Source organism: Leclercia sp. TB492, assembly GCF_049974505.2.
Classification (GTDB): Bacteria; Pseudomonadota; Gammaproteobacteria; order Enterobacterales; family Enterobacteriaceae; genus Enterobacter; species Enterobacter adecarboxylatus_C.
Genome location: NZ_CM127572.1, coordinates 1,001,752 through 1,021,854, shown reverse-complemented (window position 1 = coordinate 1,021,854; position 20,103 = coordinate 1,001,752). Strand labels below are relative to the sequence as shown.

The following is a 20,103-nucleotide window of genomic DNA, read 5'->3' as shown; positions in this document are numbered from 1 at the left end:
AGGAAGAAAATGTTCGGAAAATTGACACTGGATGCGGTGCCGTACCATGAACCAATTATCGTGGTTACGCTTGCTGCAATTATCATTGGTGGCGCAGCCTTAATTGGCCTGATCACTTACTTCGGTAAGTGGAGCTATCTGTGGAATGAGTGGCTGACTTCGGTCGACCACAAAAAACTCGGTATCATGTACTGCATCGTCGGTATCGTCATGTTAATTCGTGGCTTTGCCGATGCAATCATGATGCGTAGCCAGCAGGCGCTTGCCTCCGCTGGCGAAGCAGGCTTCCTGCCACCGCACCACTACGATCAGATCTTTACCGCGCACGGCGTGATTATGATCTTCTTCGTGGCGATGCCGCTGGTTATCGGTCTGATGAACGTGGTTGTGCCGCTGCAAATCGGCGCGCGCGACGTTGCGTTCCCGTTCCTGAACAACCTGAGCTTCTGGTTCACGGTTGTCGGTGTGATTCTGGTTAACCTGTCACTGGGTGTGGGCGAATTTGCTCAGACCGGCTGGCTGGCTTACCCGCCGCTTTCAGGAATTGAATACAGTCCTGGTGTAGGGGTTGATTACTGGATTTGGGCGCTGCAGCTCTCCGGTGTCGGTACGACCCTGACCGGTATTAACTTCTTCGTGACTATCCTGAAGATGCGTGCCCCAGGTATGACGATGTTCAAGATGCCAGTATTTACCTGGGCATCTCTGTGCGCCAACATCCTGATTATCGCCTCCTTCCCAATCCTGACTGTTACCGTCGCGCTGCTGACCCTGGATCGCTATCTGGGTACCCATTTCTTCACCAATGATATGGGCGGCAACATGATGATGTACATCAACCTGATTTGGGCATGGGGTCACCCTGAAGTGTACATCCTGGTTCTGCCGGTCTTCGGTGTGTTCTCCGAAATCGCAGCGACCTTCTCGCGTAAGCGTCTGTTTGGTTACACCTCGCTGGTGTGGGCAACCGTGTGTATTACCGTTCTGTCGTTCATCGTTTGGCTGCACCACTTCTTCACTATGGGTGCGGGCGCGAACGTAAACGCCTTCTTCGGTATTACCACCATGATTATCGCGATCCCAACCGGGGTTAAGATCTTCAACTGGCTGTTCACCATGTACCAGGGCCGTATCCAGTTCCACTCAGCAATGCTGTGGACTATCGGCTTCATCGTGACCTTCTCCGTAGGTGGGATGACCGGCGTACTGCTGGCTGTACCGGGTGCTGACTTCGTTCTGCACAACAGCCTGTTCCTGATTGCGCACTTCCACAACGTTATCATCGGCGGCGTCGTCTTCGGCTGCTTCGCTGGCGTAACCTACTGGTGGCCAAAAGCGTTCGGCTTCACGCTGAATGAAAAATGGGGTAAACGCGCGTTCTGGTTCTGGATCATCGGCTTCTTCGTCGCATTTATGCCGCTGTACGTGCTGGGCTTCATGGGTATGACCCGTCGTCTGAGCCAGCAGATCGATCCGCAGTTCCACCCAATGCTGGTTGTTGCAGCCGTGGGTGCAGCGCTGATTGCCTGTGGTATCGCGTCTCAGCTGTATATGTTCTACGTCTCAATTCGCGACCGTGAGCAGAACCGTGACCTGACCGGTGACCCATGGGGTGGCCGTACGCTGGAGTGGGCAACCTCTTCTCCACCGCCGTTCTATAACTTTGCCGTTGTGCCGCACATTCATGAGCGTGACGCATTCTGGGAAATGAAAGAAAAAGGCGAAGCGTACAAGCAGCCAGCGCATTACGAAGAGATCCACATGCCGAAAAACAGCGCAGCGGGCATGGTTATCGCCGCCTTCGCTACGGTATTTGGTTTCGCTATGATCTGGCACATCTGGTGGCTTGCGATCGTCGGCTTCGCTGGCATCGTGATCAGCTGGATTGTGAAGAGCTTTGATGAGGACGTGGACTACTACGTACCAGTCCGTGAAGTTGAAATCCTGGAAAAACAGCATTTCGACGAGATTGCTAAAGCGGGGCTGAAAAATGGCAACTGATACTTTAACCCACGCGACTGCCCATGCGCATGAACACGGGCACCATGATACAGGGCCGATGAAAGTCTTCGGCTTCTGGATCTACCTGATGAGCGACTGCATCCTGTTCTGCTGTCTGTTCGCGACCTATGCCGTTCTGGTGAACGGCACAGCGGGCGGCCCGACCGGTAAGGACATCTTCGAGCTGCCGTTCGTTCTGGTTGAAACCGCACTGCTGCTGTTCAGCTCCATCACCTACGGCATGGCCGCAATTGCCATGTATAAGAACAACAAGAGCCAGGTCGTCTCCTGGCTGGCGTTGACCTGGCTGTTTGGTGCTGGATTTATCGGGATGGAAATCTATGAGTTCCACCACCTGATCGTGGAAGGTTTCGGTCCGGACCGCAGTGGCTTCCTGTCAGCGTTCTTCGCGCTGGTAGGTACTCACGGTCTGCACGTAACCTCCGGCCTGATCTGGATGGCGGTACTGATGTTCCAGGTATCCCGTCGCGGCCTGACCAGCACTAACCGCACCCGTATTATGTGCCTGAGCCTGTTCTGGCACTTCCTGGATGTGGTTTGGATCTGTGTGTTCTCTGTAGTGTATCTGATGGGGGCGATGTAATGAGTCATTCAAACGATCATGGCGCTTCCCATGGCAGCGTAAAAACCTACATGACAGGTTTCATCCTGTCGATCATCCTGACGCTTATCCCGTTCTGGATGGTGATGAACGGTTCTGGTTCTAAAGCGGTCATTCTGGGCACGATTCTGGTGACTGCCGTCGTTCAGATCCTCGTGCATCTGGTTTGCTTCCTGCACATGAACACTAAGTCCGATGAAGGCTGGAACATGACGGCATTCATCTTTACCGTGATTATCATCGCAATCCTGGTAGTCGGCTCCATCTGGATTATGTGGAACCTTAACTACAACATGATGGTTCACTAAGAGCGGCGAGTATGTTTAAGCAATACCTGCAAGTCACAAAACCAGGCATCATCTTTGGCAACCTGATCTCCGTGATCGGAGGGTTCCTGCTGGCCTCTAAGGGCAGCATTGATTACACCCTCTTTATTAACACGCTGATTGGGGTGTCACTGGTTGTTGCGTCCGGTTGTGTATTTAACAACTACATCGACATGGATATCGACAGGAAGATGGAAAGGACGAAAAATCGGGTGCTGGTTAAAGGCCTGATGTCCCCTGCCGTCTCGCTGGTGTACGCCACCTTGCTGGGTATTGCTGGCTTTATGCTGCTGTGGTTCGGCGCCAACCCTCTGGCCTGTTGGCTGGGGGTGATGGGTTTCGTGGTGTATGTGGGCGTCTACAGCCTGTATATGAAACGTCACTCCGTCTACGGTACGCTGATTGGTTCGCTCTCCGGCGCTGCGCCGCCGGTGATTGGCTACTGCGCGGTCACCAACGAGTTCGACAGCGGTGCGGCTATCCTGCTGGCTATCTTTAGCCTGTGGCAGATGCCGCACTCCTATGCCATTGCGATTTTCCGCTTTAAGGATTATCAGGCAGCGAACATCCCGGTTCTGCCGGTGGTGAAAGGCATTTCCGTCGCCAAGAACCATATCACGCTCTACATCATTGCTTTTGCGGTTGCTACGCTGATGCTCTCTCTGGGCGGTTACGCTGGGTACAAATATCTGGTGGTTGCTGCGGCGGTGAGCGTCTGGTGGCTCGGCATGGCACTGCGAGGCTATAAAGTGGAAGACGACAAAGTCTGGGCACGCAAACTGTTTGTGTTCTCGATTGTCGCTATCACTTCCCTCTCGGTGATGATGTCCGTCGATTTTATGGTGCCCGATTCACAAAATCTGCTGACTTACGTCTGGTAAGATTCGGATAGATAAAAAGGGTGCTTCGGCACCCTTTTTTTATTCATAAAATCCATTAATAACGTATGTAATATTTGTTAAATAACAGGTTGTTTACCCCGCCCCTTCCCCGCACTACACTAATGCCTGCTTTTGAGTTGAGGTGGTAATGAACGATTATAAAATGACGCCAGGCGAGTTACGCGCCACCTGGGGTTTAGGGACTGTTTTCTCATTGCGTATGCTCGGCATGTTTATGGTCCTGCCCGTTCTGACCACTTATGGCATGGCATTACAGGGAGCAAGCGAGGCGTTAATTGGTCTTGCCATCGGTATTTACGGTCTGGCTCAGGCGGTCTTTCAGATCCCCTTTGGTTTGCTCTCCGATCGCGTTGGCCGTAAACCGCTTATCGTTGGCGGGCTGCTGGTATTTGTGCTTGGTAGTGTGATTGCCGCCCTCTCCCACTCCATTTGGGGCATCATTCTCGGACGTGCATTGCAGGGTTCCGGCGCCATCGCCGCTGCGGTCATGGCGCTGCTTTCCGATCTGACTCGCGAACAGAATCGCACCAAAGCGATGGCCTTTATTGGCGTGAGCTTCGGCGTGACCTTTGCTATCGCGATGGTTCTCGGCCCGATCATTACCCATGCGCTGGGTCTAAACGCCCTGTTCTGGATGATCGCCGTGCTGGCGACCCTCGGTATCGCCCTGACAATCTGGGTTGTACCGGACAGTAAAAATCATGTGCTCAACCGCGAATCGGGGATGGTCAAAGGCTGCTTCAGCAAAGTGCTGGCGGAACCGCGTCTGCTGAAACTCAACTTCGGCATCATGTGTCTGCATATCCTGCTGATGTCTACCTTCGTCGCCCTCCCAGGCCAGCTGGCCGCGGCTGGTTTTCCGGCGGCAGAGCACTGGAAAATCTACCTGTTCACCATGCTCATCTCTTTTGTGTCCGTGGTGCCGTTTATTATTTATGCCGAAGTGAAGCGCCGGATGAAGCGCGTCTTCCTGGCGTGCGTCGCCCTGCTGTTGATTGCCGAAATTGTGCTCTGGGGCTCAGGTCCGCACTTCTGGGAACTGGTCGCGGGTGTGCAGTTATTCTTCCTTGCCTTCAACCTGATGGAAGCTTTGCTGCCATCGCTAATCAGTAAAGAGTCCCCGGCAGGCTATAAAGGAACGGCGATGGGGATCTACTCCACCAGCCAGTTTATCGGCGTGGCGATCGGGGGATCTCTCGGAGGCTGGGTCGATGGCATGTTTGATTCACAAACCGTATTCCTGGCGGGTGCGCTGCTGGCAACGGTCTGGCTGCTAGTCGCCAGCACCATGAAAGAGCCGCGTTATGTCAGCAGCCTGCGGGTTGAAATTCCGCATGATGTCGAGGTGAGTGAGGCATTGAAACAGCGCCTTGAAGCTAAAGAGGGTGTCAGCGAGGTATTACTGGTGCCGGAAGAGCGCAGTCTGTATGTCAAAATCGACAGTAAAGTGACAAACCGGTTTGAAGTTGAGCAGGCGCTGAAAGCCTGAAAAAAAGCCCGGCATCGCCGGGCTTTTTCTTAATCGCGGAAGTTCTTGAACTGGAACGGCTGGCCAAGATCGCCGCCACGCACCAGCGCCATCACGCCCTGCAGATCGTCGCGGGATTTACCGGTGACACGGATCTCTTCACCCTGAATCTGTGCCTGTACCTTCAGCTTGCTGTCCTTGATGAGCTTAACGATTTTCTTCTGCATCGCGCTCTCAATGCCCTGCTTCAGTTTGGCTTCAACAAACCAGGTTTTGCCGCTGTGTACGAAGGTCTCCGGCACGTCGAGGGAGGTCCCTTCGATGCCGCGCTTCAGCAGCTTGGCGCGCAGAATGTCCAGCAGCTGGGTGACCTGGAAATCGGACTCGCTCAGCACTTTAATGGTCTTATTTGCGTCGTTCAGCTCAAAACTGGCCTCAACGCCACGAAAATCGAAACGTGACTCAACTTCACGGCTGGCGTTGTCCACGCCGTTACGTACTTCCTGGATATCAACTTCAGAAACAATATCGAAAGATGGCATCTTTTCTTCTCCCTTCACTTTTGTTGCGTTGCATAATACCCGCTACGGGGCATAACTCAACAGAAGCTTAGTTGTCGACGCTATACTATATGTTGTAACACCTGGCATAGTTGCAGGTGAGGAGGAACGATGAAAATTACCGTGCTCGGATGCGGGGCACTGGGACAACTCTGGCTCGCCGCACTTTGCAAACAGGGACACGAAGTCCAGGGCTGGTTGCGCGTGCCACAACCCTATTGCAGTGTAAACCTGATTGAAGAAGACGGGAGTATCTTTAACGAATCTCTTACTTCCAACGATCCTGATTTCCTGGCGCAAAGCGATCTGCTGCTGGTTACCCTGAAAGCCTGGCAGGTCTCGGATGCCGTGCGGGCGCTGGCGTCCACCCTTCCCCCCTCTTCACCGATTATGTTAGTCCACAACGGGATGGGCACCATTGAAGAGCTCAAAAGCGTTCCCCAACCGCTGCTGATGGCCATCACCACCCATGCCGCCCGCCGTGACGGCAACGTGATTGTCCATGTCGCAAGTGGGATGACCCATATCGGCCCGGCCAGAGCACAGGAGGGGGACTACAGTTATCTGGCGGATCGTTTTCAGCAGGTGCTGCCGGATGTCGCCTGGCACGATAACATCCGCCCGCAAATGTGGCGCAAGCTGGCGGTGAACTGCGTGATTAATCCGCTGACCGCTCTGCTGGATTGCCCAAATGGTGAGCTTAAAAATCATCCGCAGACCGTGGCGATCTTGTGCGCCGAAGTGGCTGCCGTCGTGGAACGCGAAGGCATTCACACCTCGGATGACGATATTCGCTATTACGTTGAAGAGGTCATTGAGAGCACTGCCCAGAACATCTCTTCAATGCTGCAGGATATCCGCGGGCTACGTCATACCGAAATTGACTACATTACCGGTTACCTGCTAAAACGCGCCCGCGCGCACGGTATCAATGTGCCAGAAAATGTCCGTCTGTATGAACAGGTTAAACGTAAGGAGAGTGAGTATGAGCGTGTCGGCACTGGTATGCCTCGCCCCTGGTAGCGAAGAGACCGAAGCGGTCACCACTATCGACCTGCTGGTTCGCGCCGGCATTAAGGTCACGACGGCAAGCGTTGCCAGCGATGGCAACCTGATCATCACCTGCTCGCGCGGGGTTAAGCTCGTGGCCGATGCTCCGCTGGTAGAGGTCGCCGACGGTGATTACGATGTCATCGTTCTGCCGGGTGGTATTAAGGGGGCGGAGTGCTTTCGCGACAGCCCGCTGCTGGTCGAGACGGTCAGGCAGTTCCACCATTCCGGGCGAATTGTCGCCGCCATCTGCGCGGCCGCGGCCACCGTACTGGTGCCGCACAATATTTTCCCGATTGGCAACATGACCGGTTTCCCGACGCTGAAGAATAAAATCCCCGAAGAGCAGTGGGTGGATAAGCGCATGGTCTGGGATCCGCGCGTTAACCTGTTAACCAGCCAGGGGCCGGGCACGTCGATTGATTTTGCGCTGAAGATTATTGAACTGCTGGTCGGGCGGGCAAAAGCCTATGAAGTGGCCTCATCGCTGGTGATGGCGGCAGGAATTTATAACTATTACGAAGCGTAATGTGTAAAAAAGCCGGGTGGCGGCTGCGCCTTACCCGGCCTACAAAGGGCAACGAACCTGTAGGCCCGGTAAGCGTAGCGCCACCGGGCATTTTAACTACGGGCGATACACCTTCACATTGGTAAAGCCCTGCTCGCGCAGATACAGCGCCTGAAGACGGCTCATCACCCCGCGCTCGCACCACAGCAGATAGGTTTTGCTCTTATCCAGATCGCCAAATTTGGTGCTCAGCTTGTAGAACGGCAGCGAGGCCACTTCCACACCTTCCGGCTCAAACGGCTTCGCGTCCTGTTCATCAACAGAACGGATATCCAGCAGCACGTCGTCAGGACCGAAACCGTTAACGGTTTCGACTTCCACCACCTCCTGCTCGGTCTGCTGGGCAATCTCGCGGATATCGATGTTATTGGCTTCAGCCACCACTTTCTCAAGAATGCTGAAATCGAAATTCTCTTCTTCCGCTTCGATCTTCGCCTTCACCGCCTTCACGGTTGGGCTCTTGGAAATCACACCGCAGTATTCCGGCATGGTGCGGGCGAAGTCTTCGGTACCGATTTCACGCGCCAGATCGATGATGTGCTCTTTATCGTGAGAGATCAGCGGACGCAGGATCAGCGTATCCGACACGTTATCAATAAGACGCAGGTTGGTCAGGGTCTGGCTGGAAACCTGGCCCAGCGCTTCGCCGGTGACCAGCGCCTGCACGCCGTAACGCTCAGCCACTTTCGAGGCCGCACGCACCATCATGCGCTTCAGCACTACGCCCATCTGACCGTCGTCCACTTTCTCCAGGATCTCGCCGACCACAGGCTCAAAGTTGATCGCCACAAAACGCACGCGGTGGGAGCTGCCGAAGCGGTTCCACAGATAGTGAGCCACCTGACGCACGCCAATTTCGTGCGCCGCGCCGCCGAGGTTAAAGAAGCAGTAGTGCACGCGGCAGCCGCGACGCATCAACATATAGCTGGAAACACCAGAGTCGAAACCGCCGGAGATCAGCGACAGCACATCTTCCTGAGTCCCAATCGGGAAGCCGCCGATACCTTCATAGCGGCCTTTCACCAGCAGCAGGCGGTCGTTTTCGATTTCCAGATTAACGGTCACTTCCGGGTTGGTCAGACGCACGCGCGCAGACTCAACGTGCTGATTCAGCCCGCCGCCCACGTAGCGTTCAACTTCAATGGAGCTAAACTCATGCTTGCCGCGACGCTTGGCGCGCACGCAGAAGGTTTTGCCTTCGATCAGATCGCGATACTGCGCCAGCGCTTTTTCGAAGATGTCGTGCAGGGAAGTGAAGGGAACATCCTCCACTTCCAGAATATGATGGATACCCGGAATCCGGGTTAAGGCATCACGAATGTCCAGGCGCTTGTTTTCATCTTTAGCGCGGACTTCAACGTGATCCCAGTGACGCACGACGGCCAGCGTCTCGTCGTAGTGCTTCAGAACGTTACGAATGTTCCCGGTTAAAATTTTAATAAAGCGCAAACGCACAGATTGGCTTTTGATGGTGATTTCCGGGAACAATTTAATGATAAACTTCATGGCGGCAATGTTTCTTTGGCAAGCGATAAGGCTTGTAATGGAAAAGTACAGCAGCCCACATTTCCAGGGCTGCATCCAGGCGCGGAAGTATACCACCATAGCGTGGCTCCTGTGCACATTGCGCGTTATTTGATAATTACCCTGAGTCCGATACCATATCAGGGATATAAAAACTGAGAGTCAGACATTCACTATGCCGAAGAAAAACGATGCACCCGCCAGTTTCGAAACTGCGCTGAGTGAACTGGAGCAAATCGTTACCCGTCTGGAAAGCGGCGACCTGCCGTTAGAAGAGGCGCTTAATGAATTCGAACGCGGCGTGCAGCTGGCGCGCCAGGGTCAGGTTAAGCTGCAGCAGGCGGAACAACGCGTGCAGATCCTGCTCTCCGATAGCGAAGATGCCGCCACGACCCCCTTCACACCGGATGCCGAGTAGATGGACTTTTCGAACCAGCTTCAGGCGTGCGTCGGGCGTGCTGACGACGCATTGCGCCGTTTTATCGCTCCGCAGCCTTTTCAGAACACTCCACTGGTTGAGGCCATGCATTATGGCGCACTGTTAGGCGGCAAACGCCTGCGTCCTTTTCTGGTGTATGCCACTGGCGGGATGTTCGGGATCAGCGCCGATACGCTGGATGCACCAGCGGCTGCGGTCGAGTGTATTCACGCCTACTCGCTGATCCACGACGATCTGCCGGCGATGGACGACGACGATCTGCGTCGCGGCCAGCCGACCTGCCACATTAAGTTTGGCGAAGCGAACGCCATTCTGGCAGGCGATGCCCTGCAAACCCTGGCCTTCTCGATTCTGAGCGATGCGCCGATGGTGGAAGTGGCGGATCGCGATCGTCTGGCGATGGTTTCCGAGCTGGCAATGGCCAGCGGGGTGGCAGGCATGTGCGGCGGTCAGGCGCTGGATTTAGAGGCCGAAGGTCGTCAGGTTAATCTGGAACAGCTGGAGCGTATTCATCGCCACAAGACCGGGGCATTGATTCGCGCCGCCGTTCGTCTGGGCGCGCTGAGCGCGGGTGAGCAGGGTCGCAAAGCCCTGCCGGTTCTGGATCGCTACGCAGAAAGTATCGGTTTAGCCTTCCAGGTTCAGGATGACATTCTGGATGTCGTGGGCGATACTGCAACATTGGGTAAACGTCAGGGTGCCGATCAGCAGCTTGGCAAAAGTACCTATCCCGCCCTTCTGGGCCTTGAGCAAGCCCAACAAAAAGCCCGGGACCTGATTGCGGATGCCCGCCAGTCGCTTGAGCAACTGGCCGCGCAGTCACTGGACACTTCGGCACTGGAAGCGCTAGCGGACTATATAATCCAGCGTGATAAATAACGAAAACACCACGATGAGTCTCTGATGAGTTTTGATATTGCCAAATACCCGACACTGGCGTTGGTTGACTCCACCCAGGAGTTACGTCTGTTGCCGAAAGAGAGTCTGCCGAAGCTGTGCGACGAGCTGCGTCGCTATCTGCTCGACAGCGTAAGCCGCTCCAGCGGCCATTTCGCCTCCGGGCTTGGCACGGTGGAGCTCACCGTGGCGCTGCATTATGTCTATAACACGCCGTTCGATCAGCTGATCTGGGACGTGGGCCATCAGGCTTATCCGCACAAAATTCTCACCGGCCGTCGCGATAAAATTGGCACCATTCGCCAGAAAGGCGGCCTGCATCCTTTCCCGTGGCGAGGCGAAAGCGAATACGACGTGCTGAGCGTCGGCCACTCCTCCACCTCCATTTCTGCCGGGATCGGGGTAGCCGTTGCGGCGGCCAAAGAGAACAAACAGCGCCGTACCGTCTGCGTCATTGGCGATGGAGCAATCACCGCCGGGATGGCCTTCGAGGCGATGAACCACGCGGGCGATATCAAACCCGACATGCTGGTGGTCCTCAATGACAACGAAATGTCGATTTCCGAAAACGTCGGGGCGCTGAACAACCATCTGGCGAATCTGCTCTCCGGCAAGCTTTACTCCAGCCTGCGCGAAGGCGGCAAAAAAGTCTTCTCCGGCGTGCCGCCGATTAAAGAGCTCCTCAAACGCACCGAAGAGCATATTAAAGGGATGGTGGTTCCGGGTACGCTTTTCGAAGAGCTGGGCTTTAACTATATCGGTCCGGTGGACGGGCACGACGTGCTGGGGCTGGTCTCGACGCTGAAAAACATGCGCGACCTGAAAGGCCCGCAGTTCCTGCACATCATGACCAAAAAAGGCCGGGGCTACGAACCGGCGGAAAAAGATCCGATCACCTTCCACGCGGTACCCAAATTCGACCCGACCAGCGGCTGCCTGCCAAAAAGCAGCGGCGGGATGCCGAGCTATTCTAAAATCTTCGGCGACTGGCTGTGCGAAACCGCGGCTAAAGACAGCAAACTGATGGCCGTGACCCCGGCGATGCGCGAAGGCTCCGGTATGGTCGAGTTTTCCCGCAAATACCCGACGCAATATTTTGATGTCGCTATTGCCGAGCAACATGCGGTGACCTTTGCCGCAGGCCTGGCGATTGGCGGTTACAAGCCGGTCGTGGCAATCTACTCCACCTTCCTGCAGCGCGCCTACGATCAGGTGATCCATGACGTCGCCATTCAGAAACTGCCGGTGCTGTTTGCCATTGACCGGGCGGGTATTGTCGGCGCCGACGGCCAGACGCACCAGGGGGCGTTCGATCTCTCCTTCCTGCGCTGTATCCCGGACATGGTGGTGATGACCCCAAGCGACGAGAACGAATGTCGTCAGATGCTGTTCACCGGCTATCACTATCAGGATGGCCCTACCGCCGTGCGTTATCCGCGCGGTAACGCGGTTGGCGTCACCCTGGAGCCGCTGGCGAAACTGCCGATTGGTAAAGGCGTTGTCAAACGTCGCGGTGAGAAGCTGGCGATCCTGAATTTCGGTACGCTGATGCCGGAAGCGGCAAAAGTGGCAGAGTCCCTTAACGCGACGCTGGTGGATATGCGCTTTGTGAAGCCGCTCGATGAGGCGCTGATTCTGGAGATGGCGTCACGGCACGAGGCGCTGATCACGCTGGAAGAGAATGCCATTATGGGTGGCGCAGGCAGCGGTGTGAATGAAGTACTGATGGCGAAGCGTAAAGCCGTGCCGGTGCTGAACCTCGGCCTGCCGGATCACTTTATCCCGCAGGGTACGCAGGACGAAGCCCGCGCCGACATCGGCCTGGATGCTGCCGGTATCGAATCCCGTATTAACGCCTGGCTGGCATAATCCCTCCCCTTTCCGCTCCTGCTATGCTTAACGGTACGTTTTAAGTAATCAGCAGGAGTGGAACCATGCAATACAATACATTAGGAAAAACGGATCTTAAGGTTTCCCGTCTTTGCCTGGGCTGCATGACCTTTGGCGAACCGGACCGGGGTAAGCACGCCTGGACGCTGCCGGAAGAGAGCAGCCGTCCGATCATCAAACACGCCCTTGAGGGCGGCATTAACTTCTTTGATACCGCCAACAGCTACTCCGACGGCAGCAGCGAAGAGATCGTTGGCCGGGCACTGCGCGAATTCGCCCGCCGCGACGAGGTGGTGGTCGCCACCAAGGTTTACCATCAGGTGGGCGATCTGCCGGAAGGCCTCTCCCGGGCGCAGATCCTGCGCTCCATTGATGACAGCCTGCGACGGCTGAACATGGATCACGTCGATCTACTGCAGATCCACCGCTGGGATTACAACACCCCAATTGAAGAGACGCTGGAAGCGCTGAACGACGTCGTCAGAGCAGGCAAAGCGCGCTATATCGGCGCCTCCTCGATGCATGCCGCCCAGTTTGCCGAAGCGCTGGCGCTGCAGGAACAGCACGGCTGGGCGCCCTTTGTCACCATGCAGGATCACTACAACCTGATCTATCGCGAAGAAGAGCGCGAGATGTTGCCCCTGTGCTATCAGCACGGCGTGGCGGTGATCCCGTGGAGTCCGCTGGCGCGCGGGCGGTTAACCCGCCCGTGGGGAGAGACCACTGCCCGCTCGGTATCGGATGAGTTTGGCAAAACGCTGTATGACGAAACCGAAGCCAATAACGCGCAGATTGCCGAGCGTTTAACCGGGATTTCAGAGGAGCTTGGGGTAACGCGCGCTCAGGTGGCGCTGGCATGGGTGCTGAGCAAGCGGGGCGTTGCTGCACCGATTATCGGTGCGTCGCGCGAAGAGCAGCTGGACGAGTTGATCAACGCCGTGGATATCACCCTTACCCCGGAACAGATAGCCGAGCTGGAGACGCCGTACAAGCAGCATCCGGTGGTGGGATTTAAGTAATAAAAAAGCCGGGTGGCGGCTTCGCCTTACCCGGCCTACGGTGCGTGCATGGTTTTTTAGGCCGGGCAAGCGCAGCGCCCCCGGCATCACGCAAAGTGGTCGTAACCCTTCCAGTCGAGCGTCACCGGCGAGCCGTTCTGCACGAACTGCATCCCTTCGCTTTCCGGCATAATCTGGCCGATACAGGTAAATCCGGCCCCAAGATTGGCTAAGGCCACATCCAGCGTGCCGCGGTTCAGCTCGGGAACGGTAAAGCACAGCTCATAGTCTTCACCGCCAGAGAGCGCCCAGCGCAGCGCCTGTTCGGGCTCCACGTGCCTGCGCATCGCGTCAGAGAGCGGGAACAGATCCAGGTCAATGCGCGCGCCCACGCCGCTGGCTTTCAGGATATGGCCGAGATCGGAGATCAGGCCATCCGAGAGGTCAATAGCTGAACTGGCGCGATCGCGCAACGCCTGGCCGTGCAGTATCCGCGGCGTCGGGCGCAAATGGCGTTGCACAAAATAAGCCGCATCCCGGTCGTTATCGACCGCCAGGCGCTTCTGCAATATAGCCAGCCCTGCCGCGCTGTCACCCGGCGTACCGGTGACGTAAATCCAGTCGCCCGGTTTCGCGCCCGAGCGTTTCAGCGCCCGCCCCACCGGCACATAGCCGTGGATCGCCAGGGTCATCGACAGCGGTCCGGCGGTGGTATCGCCACCGATCAGCTGCATATCGTAATAGTTAAGCTGTTCAAACAGCGCGTCGCTAAAGGCCTCAAGCCAGCATTCATCGACCTTCGGCAGGGTCAGCGCCAGCGTTAACCACGCTGGATCGGCCCCCATCGCCGCCAGATCGCTCACGTTCACCGCCAGCGCTTTATACGCCAGATCGGCAGGATCGATATCCGGCAGGAAATGATGCCCCGACACTAAGGTGTCAGTGCTGATCGCCAGGGTCTGTTTTTCGGGGATATTGAGAAGTGCACAGTCGTCGCCGATGCCGGTTTCTACATCGCGACGCGAGTTTCTGACTCGGTCAAAATAACGGGCAATCAGGGAAAATTCGCCACATGCCATACGTTATGCCTCAGCAAAGAAAATAAAAAAACCGGAGCCCGCACCGCCCGAAGGCGATACGAAACTCCGGCTTGCGGATCACTTTTTACGGGGACGGATCGCAGGTGCAGCTTTATCCAGCACGCCATTCACAAATTTATGGCTGTCTTCAGCACCGAAGGTTTTCGCCAGTTCGATCGCTTCGTTGATGGCCACTTTGTAAGGCACATCATCACGCTTCGACAGCTCAAACAGTGCGATACGCAGCACAGCTTTTTCAACCTGGCCCAGCTCTTCGAGCAGACGGGACAGGTACGGCTTCATCAGACCGTCGAGATACGCGCTATTAGTCGCCACTCCCGACAGCAGTTCACGGAAGTACACGACGTCAACGTCTTTGACGTCTTGTTCCGCCAGGAACTGGTATTCAACATCAGCGATGTCGTTCTGGGACAACTGCCAGGAGTAAAGTGCCTGGACGGCACATTCACGGGCGCGGCGACGAGCAGCAGGTTTCACGGAATTCCCCTTACAAAAAAATCAGGCCTTGATGGCTTTCAATACATTGATCATTTCAAGCGCGGTCAGTGCAGCTTCTGCACCTTTGTTACCGGCTTTGGTGCCAGCGCGTTCGATGGCTTGTTCAATACTTTCAGTGGTGAGTACGCCGAAAGCGACAGGAATTTCTGCATCCTGTGCCACGTGCGCCAGACCGTTGCTTGCACCACCCGCAACATATTCAAAATGCGCGGTGCCGCCACGAATCACGGTACCCAGCGCGATAACCGCATCGTACTTGCCGGTTTTCGCCAGTGCGCCCGCTGCCAGAGGCAGTTCGTAAGCACCCGGAACCCAGACAACGGTAATGTTTTCGTCTTTCACCTGGCCGATACGTTTCAGGGCGTCAATCGCGCCATCCAGCAGGCTGTCGTTGATGAAGTTGTTGAAACGCGCAATGGTGATGGCGACGCGAGCGTCCGGGGTAGCAACGGCTGCTTCAATAATGTTCATACTCTTCCTTAACGGGTTCATTTGGTGGCCCCGCAGGGGGGCGGATTTTATCATAATATTTTGCGCACTGCTTCCCTATTTAGGCAAGCCTTACGCGGTGGTCAGGTGGAGACAGAGATCCGGTCCAACCGGGCGTATCTCGCTAAAGTTAAACGCGGGCGCATCCGCCAGTTTTTCCAGCCCTGGCAACACGCACAGGCCGCGTGCGTCGCTGCCTAACAGTTTAGGCGCCAGATAGACAATCAGCTCATCCACCAGCCCGGCCTGTAATAGAGCCCCAGCCAGCGTTGGGCCGGCTTCAACCCAGATGCTGTTGATCTGATGCTGTTTACCCAGCAGCATCATCAGCACTACCAGATCCAGATGCCCATTGTGCTCCGGCACCAGAATGCTGCGCACGCCTTCCGGCCAGCTGCGCGCGTCTTCCCGGGTGCGGGCAAACCAGGTCTCGCCCGACTGCTGCACAATGCGGTGCTCAGGGGTGACCCGATTCTGCCGATCAACCACAATCCGCAGCGGCTGGCGTAAATTCTCCTGCGGGTAGAGCGCCTGGGTATCTGCGTTTAGCTCATCCCAGCGCACGGTCAGCGCAGGATCGTCGGCCAGCACGGTGGCATGGCTGGTGAGGATAGCATGGCTTTGCGCGCGCAGACGTTGCACATCGCGCCTTGCCTGCGGGGAGGTGATCCACTGGCTTTCGCCGCTGGCCATCGCCGTGCGGCCATCCAGGGAGGCGCCCAGCTTCAGCTGGATATAGGGAAAACCGGTCCGCATCCGCTTGAGGAAACCTTTGTTCAAGCGTTCGGCTTCACTCATCATCAGGCCGTGGCTGACCTCAATGCCCGCCTGCTGCAGGCGATAAAGACCGCGACCGGCGACCTGCGGATTGGGATCCTGCATCGCCGCAACAACCCGTGCAACGCCCGCCGCAATAAGGGCATCGCAGCACGGCGGCGTGCGCCCGTGATGGCTGCAGGGTTCCAGCGTGACGTAGGCGGTTGCGCCGCGCGCCTTCTCTCCAGCCATGCGCAGGGCATGGACTTCAGCATGCGGCTCACCGGCACGATAGTGAAAACCTTCCCCGACGATCTCGCCATCCTTAACGATAACGCAGCCGACGTTCGGATTGGGATGGGTGGTAAACCGCCCGCGTTGCGCCAGCTTCAGCGCTCGCGCCATGTAAATCTCATCCTGCATGTGCTTAGTCCTGTAGACGGGCGATCTCTTCACCGAACTCTTTGATGTCTTCGAAGCTGCGGTAAACAGAGGCAAAGCGGATATAGGCGACTTTATCGAGCTTTTTAAGCTGTTCCATCACCAGGTTACCGATCATTTTGCTCGGCACCTCGCGCTCGCCAGTGGCGCGCAGCTGGGTTTTGATGTGATTAAGCGCCATTTCGACGTCATCTGCGCTGACTGGCCGTTTTTCCAGTGCTTTTAGCATCCCGCTGCGCAGCTTTTCTTCGTTGAAGGGTTCGCGGACGTCGTTACTTTTCACGACGCGGGGCATGACCAGCTCCGCCACTTCAAAGGTGGTGAAGCGTTCGTTACACACCAGGCACTGACGGCGGCGGCGTACGGATGAGCCCTCTCCCACGAGTCGGGAGTCGATTACTTTAGTATCCACGGCGAGACAGAATGGGCAATGCATACGGTGTCCTGGCTATCGGGTTGACTGAACTCCATTTTACCCTGAACTGGGCTGACAACAAAGAAGGAGCGTTTTTGAGATAAAGGATCTATACGCAGGTCAGCTTCGTTGACTACCCTTAGCAGAATCCGTTATTTCAGGGAAATAATCGCCATGACAAGACGTTACCTTCATGTTCTGGTACTGGGAAGCCTTTTCAGCCTCAGCGCCTGCGCCCAGCAAAGCGAAGTACGGCAGATGAACCAGAGCATCAGTTCACTGAACACGACCATGAACAAGCTGAATCAGGAAACCGTCAAGATTACCCAGCAGAATGCGCTGAACGCCAAATCCACCAGCGGCGTCTATCTGCTGACGGGATCCAACACCCCTGCCCGACTGAACAGTCAGATTGGTACGCTGAAGATGTCGCTGGTCAATGTCGCGCCCAACGCCGACGGCACCCGCGCCACGCTGCGCATTCAGGGGGAATCAAACGATCCGCTGCCGGCCTTCAGCGCCACCGTTGAGTGGGGCCAGATTCAGGGCACTACCGATAGCTTCCAGGAGTTGAATGTCCAGACCCAGCTGATTAATGCCCCGGCCAGTGTGCTGGCACCCAGCGATGTCGACATTCCGCTACAGCTAAACGGCATGACGCCCGATCAGCTCGGCTTTATCCGTATCCACGATATTCAGCCCGTCACGCAATAATCACTCAGCGGAACATGTTACATGTTCCGCCCTCCTCTTTGGTTACAAACATTGGCAACAGAAATGTTTGCCATTACAATCCGCTCCGTCAAAAATACGCAAACGTGAACGCAATCGATTACGTATGTGAGAGAACTGTGAAACAACACATATTTTTGTGAGCAAGGATTCCTATAATAGGCTCCCAGAAACACGAAATATTTAGAAACGCAATTCGCGCCTTTTTCACTCCCGTAAGGGATTTCAAATCAGTGGCATTATTATGAAAAAAACATTACTGGCAGCCGGTGCAGCGCTGGCACTCTCCTCTACTTTCGCTGTGCAGGCAGCTGAAAATGATAAACCAGAGTACGTTTCCGACTGGTGGCACCAGAGCGTCAACGTCGTCGGCAGCTACCACACCCGTTTTGGACCACAGATCCGCAACGATACCTACCTGGAATACGAAGCGTTCGCCAAGAAAGACTGGTTTGATTTCTACGGCTACATGGATGCGCCGGTCTTCTTCGGGGGTAACACTGATGCGAAAGGTATCTGGAACCACGGTTCTCCGCTGTTCATGGAGATCGAACCACGCTTCTCCATTGATAAGCTGACCGGCACCAGCCTGGCATTTGGTCCGTTCAAAGAGTGGTACTTCGCAAACAACTACATCTACGACATGGGCCGCAACAAGTCCGGTCGCCAGAGCACCTGGTACATGGGTCTGGGTACTGACATCGACACCGGTCTGCCGATGAGCCTGTCCATGAACGTGTATGCCAAATACCAGTGGCAGAACTACGGCGCAGCGAACGAAAACGAGTGGGATGGCTACCGTTTCAAAGTGAAATACTTTGTGCCAATCACCCAGCTGTGGGGCGGTAACCTGAGCTACATCGGCTTTACCAACTTTGACTGGGGTTCAGACCTGGGCGACAACGACTTCCGCGATCTGAACGGTAAGAAAGCGCGCACCAACGACTCCATCGCCTCCAGCCACATCCTGGCGCTGAACTACGATCACTGGCATTACTCTGTTGTGGCACGTTACTGGCACAACGGTGGTCAGTGGAATGACGACGCCAGCCTGAACTTCGGCGACGGCGACTTCAGCGTCCGTTCTACCGGCTGGGGTGGTTACCTGGTTGTGGGTTACAACTTCTGATTCTGAGGTTGTGCCGGGTGGCGGCTACGCCTTACCCGGCCTACAAAACTTGATAACGGCATAAAAGCCAGCTTAATAGCTGGCTTTTTTATTGCTTCACCTTGCGTAAAAAATCCGCCAGCGATCGATCCGCGCTTTCGCTAAAGCGCCTGTCCGTCAGGGTGATATTCAGGCACCTGTCGAGCCGGAAACAGCGATAGTCATCCCGCCGTTCACACCATGCCGCCAGCAGCCAGTGCTCGCCCCAGAAGAACAGCCCCAGCGGCTGGACATCGCGCGAAGAGAGCTGCCCGCTCTCATCACGATAATGCAGACCCAGCACCCGTTGAGCAGAAATCGCCTGATGAATCACATCGAAACCGCTGCGTGAATGCGGCTGTAGAGCAATATCTGGCGCATAAATTCGCGTCTGCTCCGCCTTGCGACGGCTCTCCTCCGGCAGGATCGCCAGCACTTTTTCCTGCGCCGACTCCAGCTCACGCGACAGCGACTCTCCGCCCCAGGTTTTGAGCAGGCGGATCGCCACCATCAGCGCCTCGGACTCCTTGTTGGTCAGCATCAGCGGCGGCAGGTCAAAACCCGACATCAGGCGATAGCCGCTCCCCGCCTCCCCTTCCACCGGCACGCCAGAGAGCGACAGATCCCGGATATCGCGATACACCGTACGCTCAGAAACGCCGAGCCTCTCTGCCAGATGCGCAGCGGTGGTCAGTCGCCTGCCACGCAGGATCTGCACAATCTGGAACAAACGGTCGGCGCGTCGGGTCATCGGTTCTTCGCTTTACAGGTGAAAATCAGGCGGGTTGATGCAGCCCAACCCGGTTGCCTTCGCTGTCGGTAAACAACGCAATAGTGCCAATGCCGTGCGGCAGCGCCAGCGGGCCAAACACGCACGCGCCGCCGGCTGACGCCACGCGATCCAGCGTGGCCGCCAGATTGTCAGTATGCAGGTAAATAATAGCGCCGTGCGACGAGGGTGTAATGCCGTCAAATTTTGCCAGCGCGCCGCCGGTGGCCGGATCCTCATGGGGAAAAACGGCCAGCTCTGCAACGTCCATTTTCTCGCGCCGCAGCGCCACCTGCATCACCGGCTCGTAAAATTTGATGGCACGATCCATATCCGCGACCGGAATTTCAAACCAGTTAATCACACTTTTCATACATCCTCCTGCCTGTTGTTTGGGTTCAGAAGGAGTCTACGACAGGCCTCCTGACAGCATACTGTCAGGAGTGTTGTCAGGAGCAGGCAAAAAAAATCCCGGCCAATTGACCGGGATTTTATTAACACGAAAGACAGT

Annotated in this window: 22 protein-coding genes; 13 read left to right on the top strand and 9 right to left on the bottom strand. The window is 56.0% G+C overall.

Annotation, left to right across the window (positions count from 1 at the left end; translation table 11 throughout):
• Positions 1-9: 9 nt before the first annotated feature.
• The 5 genes from cyoB (at position 10) to ACP4QI_RS04705 (ending at position 5,340) form a co-directional block, all read left to right on the top strand.
• A complete protein-coding gene (cyoB, locus tag ACP4QI_RS04725; RefSeq protein ID WP_142488432.1) occupies positions 10-2,001 on the top strand; it encodes a cytochrome o ubiquinol oxidase subunit I in 1,992 nt (663 codons plus the stop codon).
• On the top strand, positions 1,991-2,605 hold the full coding sequence (locus tag ACP4QI_RS04720) for a cytochrome o ubiquinol oxidase subunit III (RefSeq protein WP_142488431.1): 615 nt from the start codon (positions 1,991-1,993) through the stop codon (positions 2,603-2,605). Before cyoB ends, ACP4QI_RS04720 begins: the two co-directional genes overlap by 11 nt.
• Positions 2,605-2,931, top strand: coding sequence for a cytochrome o ubiquinol oxidase subunit IV (locus ACP4QI_RS04715; protein WP_142488430.1), 327 nt, complete (start codon positions 2,605-2,607; stop codon positions 2,929-2,931). Before ACP4QI_RS04720 ends, ACP4QI_RS04715 begins: the two co-directional genes overlap by 1 nt.
• Positions 2,932-2,942: 11 nt before the next feature.
• Positions 2,943-3,830, top strand: a complete 888-nt coding sequence (gene cyoE, locus ACP4QI_RS04710) for a heme o synthase (protein ID WP_142488429.1) — start codon at positions 2,943-2,945, stop codon at positions 3,828-3,830.
• Between the two features lie 148 nt (positions 3,831-3,978).
• Positions 3,979-5,340 carry an MFS transporter gene (locus ACP4QI_RS04705; protein WP_426495146.1) on the top strand — a complete coding sequence of 454 codons (1,362 nt, stop codon included), beginning with the start codon at positions 3,979-3,981 and terminating at the stop codon, positions 5,338-5,340.
• 29 nt (positions 5,341-5,369) lie between these two features.
• Here ACP4QI_RS04705 and ACP4QI_RS04700 read toward each other — a convergent pair whose 3' ends face one another.
• The gene (locus ACP4QI_RS04700) at positions 5,370-5,861 is read right to left on the bottom strand and encodes a YajQ family cyclic di-GMP-binding protein (protein ID WP_333851047.1); all 492 of its coding nucleotides are present in this window, start codon (positions 5,859-5,861) and stop codon (positions 5,370-5,372) included.
• Positions 5,862-5,990: 129 nt separating this feature from the next.
• Here ACP4QI_RS04700 and panE point away from each other — a divergent pair, with 129 nt between their 5' ends.
• Positions 5,991-6,902 carry a 2-dehydropantoate 2-reductase gene (gene panE / locus ACP4QI_RS04695; protein ID WP_426495147.1) on the top strand — a complete coding sequence of 304 codons (912 nt, stop codon included), beginning with the start codon at positions 5,991-5,993 and terminating at the stop codon, positions 6,900-6,902.
• Positions 6,865-7,458, top strand: a complete 594-nt coding sequence (gene yajL, locus ACP4QI_RS04690; protein ID WP_426495148.1) for a protein deglycase YajL — start codon at positions 6,865-6,867, stop codon at positions 7,456-7,458. The genes panE and yajL overlap by 38 nt, the downstream gene beginning before the upstream one ends.
• A gap of 96 nt (positions 7,459-7,554) precedes the next feature.
• Here yajL and thiI read toward each other — a convergent pair whose 3' ends face one another.
• On the bottom strand, positions 7,555-9,003 hold the full coding sequence (thiI, locus tag ACP4QI_RS04685) for a tRNA uracil 4-sulfurtransferase ThiI (protein WP_142488425.1): 1,449 nt from the start codon (positions 9,001-9,003) through the stop codon (positions 7,555-7,557).
• Between the two features lie 193 nt (positions 9,004-9,196).
• Here thiI and xseB point away from each other — a divergent pair, with 193 nt between their 5' ends.
• From xseB to ACP4QI_RS04665, 4 genes are all read left to right on the top strand, one after another.
• Positions 9,197-9,439, top strand: coding sequence for an exodeoxyribonuclease VII small subunit (xseB, locus tag ACP4QI_RS04680; RefSeq protein WP_156263086.1), 243 nt, complete (start codon positions 9,197-9,199; stop codon positions 9,437-9,439).
• On the top strand, positions 9,440-10,339 hold the full coding sequence (gene ispA, locus ACP4QI_RS04675; protein WP_142488423.1) for a (2E,6E)-farnesyl diphosphate synthase: 900 nt from the start codon (positions 9,440-9,442) through the stop codon (positions 10,337-10,339).
• Between the two features lie 24 nt (positions 10,340-10,363).
• Positions 10,364-12,226: a 1-deoxy-D-xylulose-5-phosphate synthase gene (gene dxs / locus ACP4QI_RS04670; RefSeq protein ID WP_426495149.1), complete on the top strand. Its 1,863-nt coding sequence runs from the start codon at positions 10,364-10,366 to the stop codon at positions 12,224-12,226.
• A gap of 65 nt (positions 12,227-12,291) precedes the next feature.
• Positions 12,292-13,266, top strand: coding sequence for an aldo/keto reductase (locus ACP4QI_RS04665; RefSeq protein WP_426495150.1), 975 nt, complete (start codon positions 12,292-12,294; stop codon positions 13,264-13,266).
• Between the two features lie 86 nt (positions 13,267-13,352).
• Here ACP4QI_RS04665 and thiL read toward each other — a convergent pair whose 3' ends face one another.
• From thiL to nrdR, 5 genes are all read right to left on the bottom strand, one after another.
• The gene (gene thiL, locus ACP4QI_RS04660; protein ID WP_142488420.1) at positions 13,353-14,324 is read right to left on the bottom strand and encodes a thiamine-phosphate kinase; all 972 of its coding nucleotides are present in this window, start codon (positions 14,322-14,324) and stop codon (positions 13,353-13,355) included.
• Positions 14,325-14,402: 78 nt separating this feature from the next.
• The gene (gene nusB / locus ACP4QI_RS04655) at positions 14,403-14,822 is read right to left on the bottom strand and encodes a transcription antitermination factor NusB (protein WP_032616814.1); all 420 of its coding nucleotides are present in this window, start codon (positions 14,820-14,822) and stop codon (positions 14,403-14,405) included.
• 21 nt (positions 14,823-14,843) lie between these two features.
• Positions 14,844-15,314 carry a 6,7-dimethyl-8-ribityllumazine synthase gene (gene ribH / locus ACP4QI_RS04650; protein ID WP_039032362.1) on the bottom strand — a complete coding sequence of 157 codons (471 nt, stop codon included), beginning with the start codon at positions 15,312-15,314 and terminating at the stop codon, positions 14,844-14,846.
• Positions 15,315-15,404: 90 nt separating this feature from the next.
• Positions 15,405-16,511, bottom strand: coding sequence for a bifunctional diaminohydroxyphosphoribosylaminopyrimidine deaminase/5-amino-6-(5-phosphoribosylamino)uracil reductase RibD (ribD, locus tag ACP4QI_RS04645; RefSeq protein ID WP_426495151.1), 1,107 nt, complete (start codon positions 16,509-16,511; stop codon positions 15,405-15,407).
• Between the two features lie 4 nt (positions 16,512-16,515).
• Positions 16,516-16,965, bottom strand: a complete 450-nt coding sequence (gene nrdR / locus ACP4QI_RS04640; RefSeq protein ID WP_032616812.1) for a transcriptional regulator NrdR — start codon at positions 16,963-16,965, stop codon at positions 16,516-16,518.
• Positions 16,966-17,118: 153 nt separating this feature from the next.
• Between nrdR and ACP4QI_RS04635 the strand changes: the two genes are divergently transcribed.
• Both ACP4QI_RS04635 and ACP4QI_RS04630 read left to right on the top strand, forming a co-directional pair.
• On the top strand, positions 17,119-17,658 hold the full coding sequence (locus ACP4QI_RS04635; RefSeq protein ID WP_426495152.1) for a SadB/YajI family lipoprotein: 540 nt from the start codon (positions 17,119-17,121) through the stop codon (positions 17,656-17,658).
• A gap of 262 nt (positions 17,659-17,920) precedes the next feature.
• Positions 17,921-18,805, top strand: a complete 885-nt coding sequence (locus ACP4QI_RS04630) for a nucleoside-specific channel-forming protein Tsx (protein ID WP_039032359.1) — start codon at positions 17,921-17,923, stop codon at positions 18,803-18,805.
• A gap of 88 nt (positions 18,806-18,893) precedes the next feature.
• On the opposite strand, the gene ACP4QI_RS04625 is transcribed toward ACP4QI_RS04630, so the two are convergent.
• Positions 18,894-19,574: a helix-turn-helix transcriptional regulator gene (locus ACP4QI_RS04625; protein ID WP_426495153.1), complete on the bottom strand. Its 681-nt coding sequence runs from the start codon at positions 19,572-19,574 to the stop codon at positions 18,894-18,896.
• 25 nt (positions 19,575-19,599) lie between these two features.
• A complete protein-coding gene (locus ACP4QI_RS04620; RefSeq protein WP_426495154.1) occupies positions 19,600-19,965 on the bottom strand; it encodes a VOC family protein in 366 nt (121 codons plus the stop codon).
• Positions 19,966-20,103: the final 138 nt, after the last annotated feature.

Coding starts and splice junctions, on each gene's coding strand:
- ispA (WP_142488423.1), top strand. CDS start 9,440: ATGGACTTTTCGAACCAGCTTCAGGCGTGCGTCGGGCGTGCTGACGAC.
- ribH (WP_039032362.1), bottom strand. CDS start 15,314: ATGAACATTATTGAAGCAGCCGTTGCTACCCCGGACGCTCGCGTCGCC.
- cyoB (WP_142488432.1), top strand. CDS start 10: ATGTTCGGAAAATTGACACTGGATGCGGTGCCGTACCATGAACCAATT.
- thiL (WP_142488420.1), bottom strand. CDS start 14,324: ATGGCATGTGGCGAATTTTCCCTGATTGCCCGTTATTTTGACCGAGTC.
- dxs (WP_426495149.1), top strand. CDS start 10,364: ATGAGTTTTGATATTGCCAAATACCCGACACTGGCGTTGGTTGACTCC.
- ACP4QI_RS04665 (WP_426495150.1), top strand. CDS start 12,292: ATGCAATACAATACATTAGGAAAAACGGATCTTAAGGTTTCCCGTCTT.
- ACP4QI_RS04720 (WP_142488431.1), top strand. CDS start 1,991: ATGGCAACTGATACTTTAACCCACGCGACTGCCCATGCGCATGAACAC.
- panE (WP_426495147.1), top strand. CDS start 5,991: ATGAAAATTACCGTGCTCGGATGCGGGGCACTGGGACAACTCTGGCTC.
- ACP4QI_RS04700 (WP_333851047.1), bottom strand. CDS start 5,861: ATGCCATCTTTCGATATTGTTTCTGAAGTTGATATCCAGGAAGTACGT.
- ACP4QI_RS04635 (WP_426495152.1), top strand. CDS start 17,119: ATGACAAGACGTTACCTTCATGTTCTGGTACTGGGAAGCCTTTTCAGC.
- ribD (WP_426495151.1), bottom strand. CDS start 16,511: ATGCAGGATGAGATTTACATGGCGCGAGCGCTGAAGCTGGCGCAACGC.
- ACP4QI_RS04705 (WP_426495146.1), top strand. CDS start 3,979: ATGAACGATTATAAAATGACGCCAGGCGAGTTACGCGCCACCTGGGGT.
- ACP4QI_RS04625 (WP_426495153.1), bottom strand. CDS start 19,574: ATGACCCGACGCGCCGACCGTTTGTTCCAGATTGTGCAGATCCTGCGT.
- ACP4QI_RS04715 (WP_142488430.1), top strand. CDS start 2,605: ATGAGTCATTCAAACGATCATGGCGCTTCCCATGGCAGCGTAAAAACC.
- ACP4QI_RS04620 (WP_426495154.1), bottom strand. CDS start 19,965: ATGAAAAGTGTGATTAACTGGTTTGAAATTCCGGTCGCGGATATGGAT.
- yajL (WP_426495148.1), top strand. CDS start 6,865: ATGAGCGTGTCGGCACTGGTATGCCTCGCCCCTGGTAGCGAAGAGACC.
- xseB (WP_156263086.1), top strand. CDS start 9,197: ATGCCGAAGAAAAACGATGCACCCGCCAGTTTCGAAACTGCGCTGAGT.
- cyoE (WP_142488429.1), top strand. CDS start 2,943: ATGTTTAAGCAATACCTGCAAGTCACAAAACCAGGCATCATCTTTGGC.
- thiI (WP_142488425.1), bottom strand. CDS start 9,003: ATGAAGTTTATCATTAAATTGTTCCCGGAAATCACCATCAAAAGCCAA.
- ACP4QI_RS04630 (WP_039032359.1), top strand. CDS start 17,921: ATGAAAAAAACATTACTGGCAGCCGGTGCAGCGCTGGCACTCTCCTCT.
- nrdR (WP_032616812.1), bottom strand. CDS start 16,965: ATGCATTGCCCATTCTGTCTCGCCGTGGATACTAAAGTAATCGACTCC.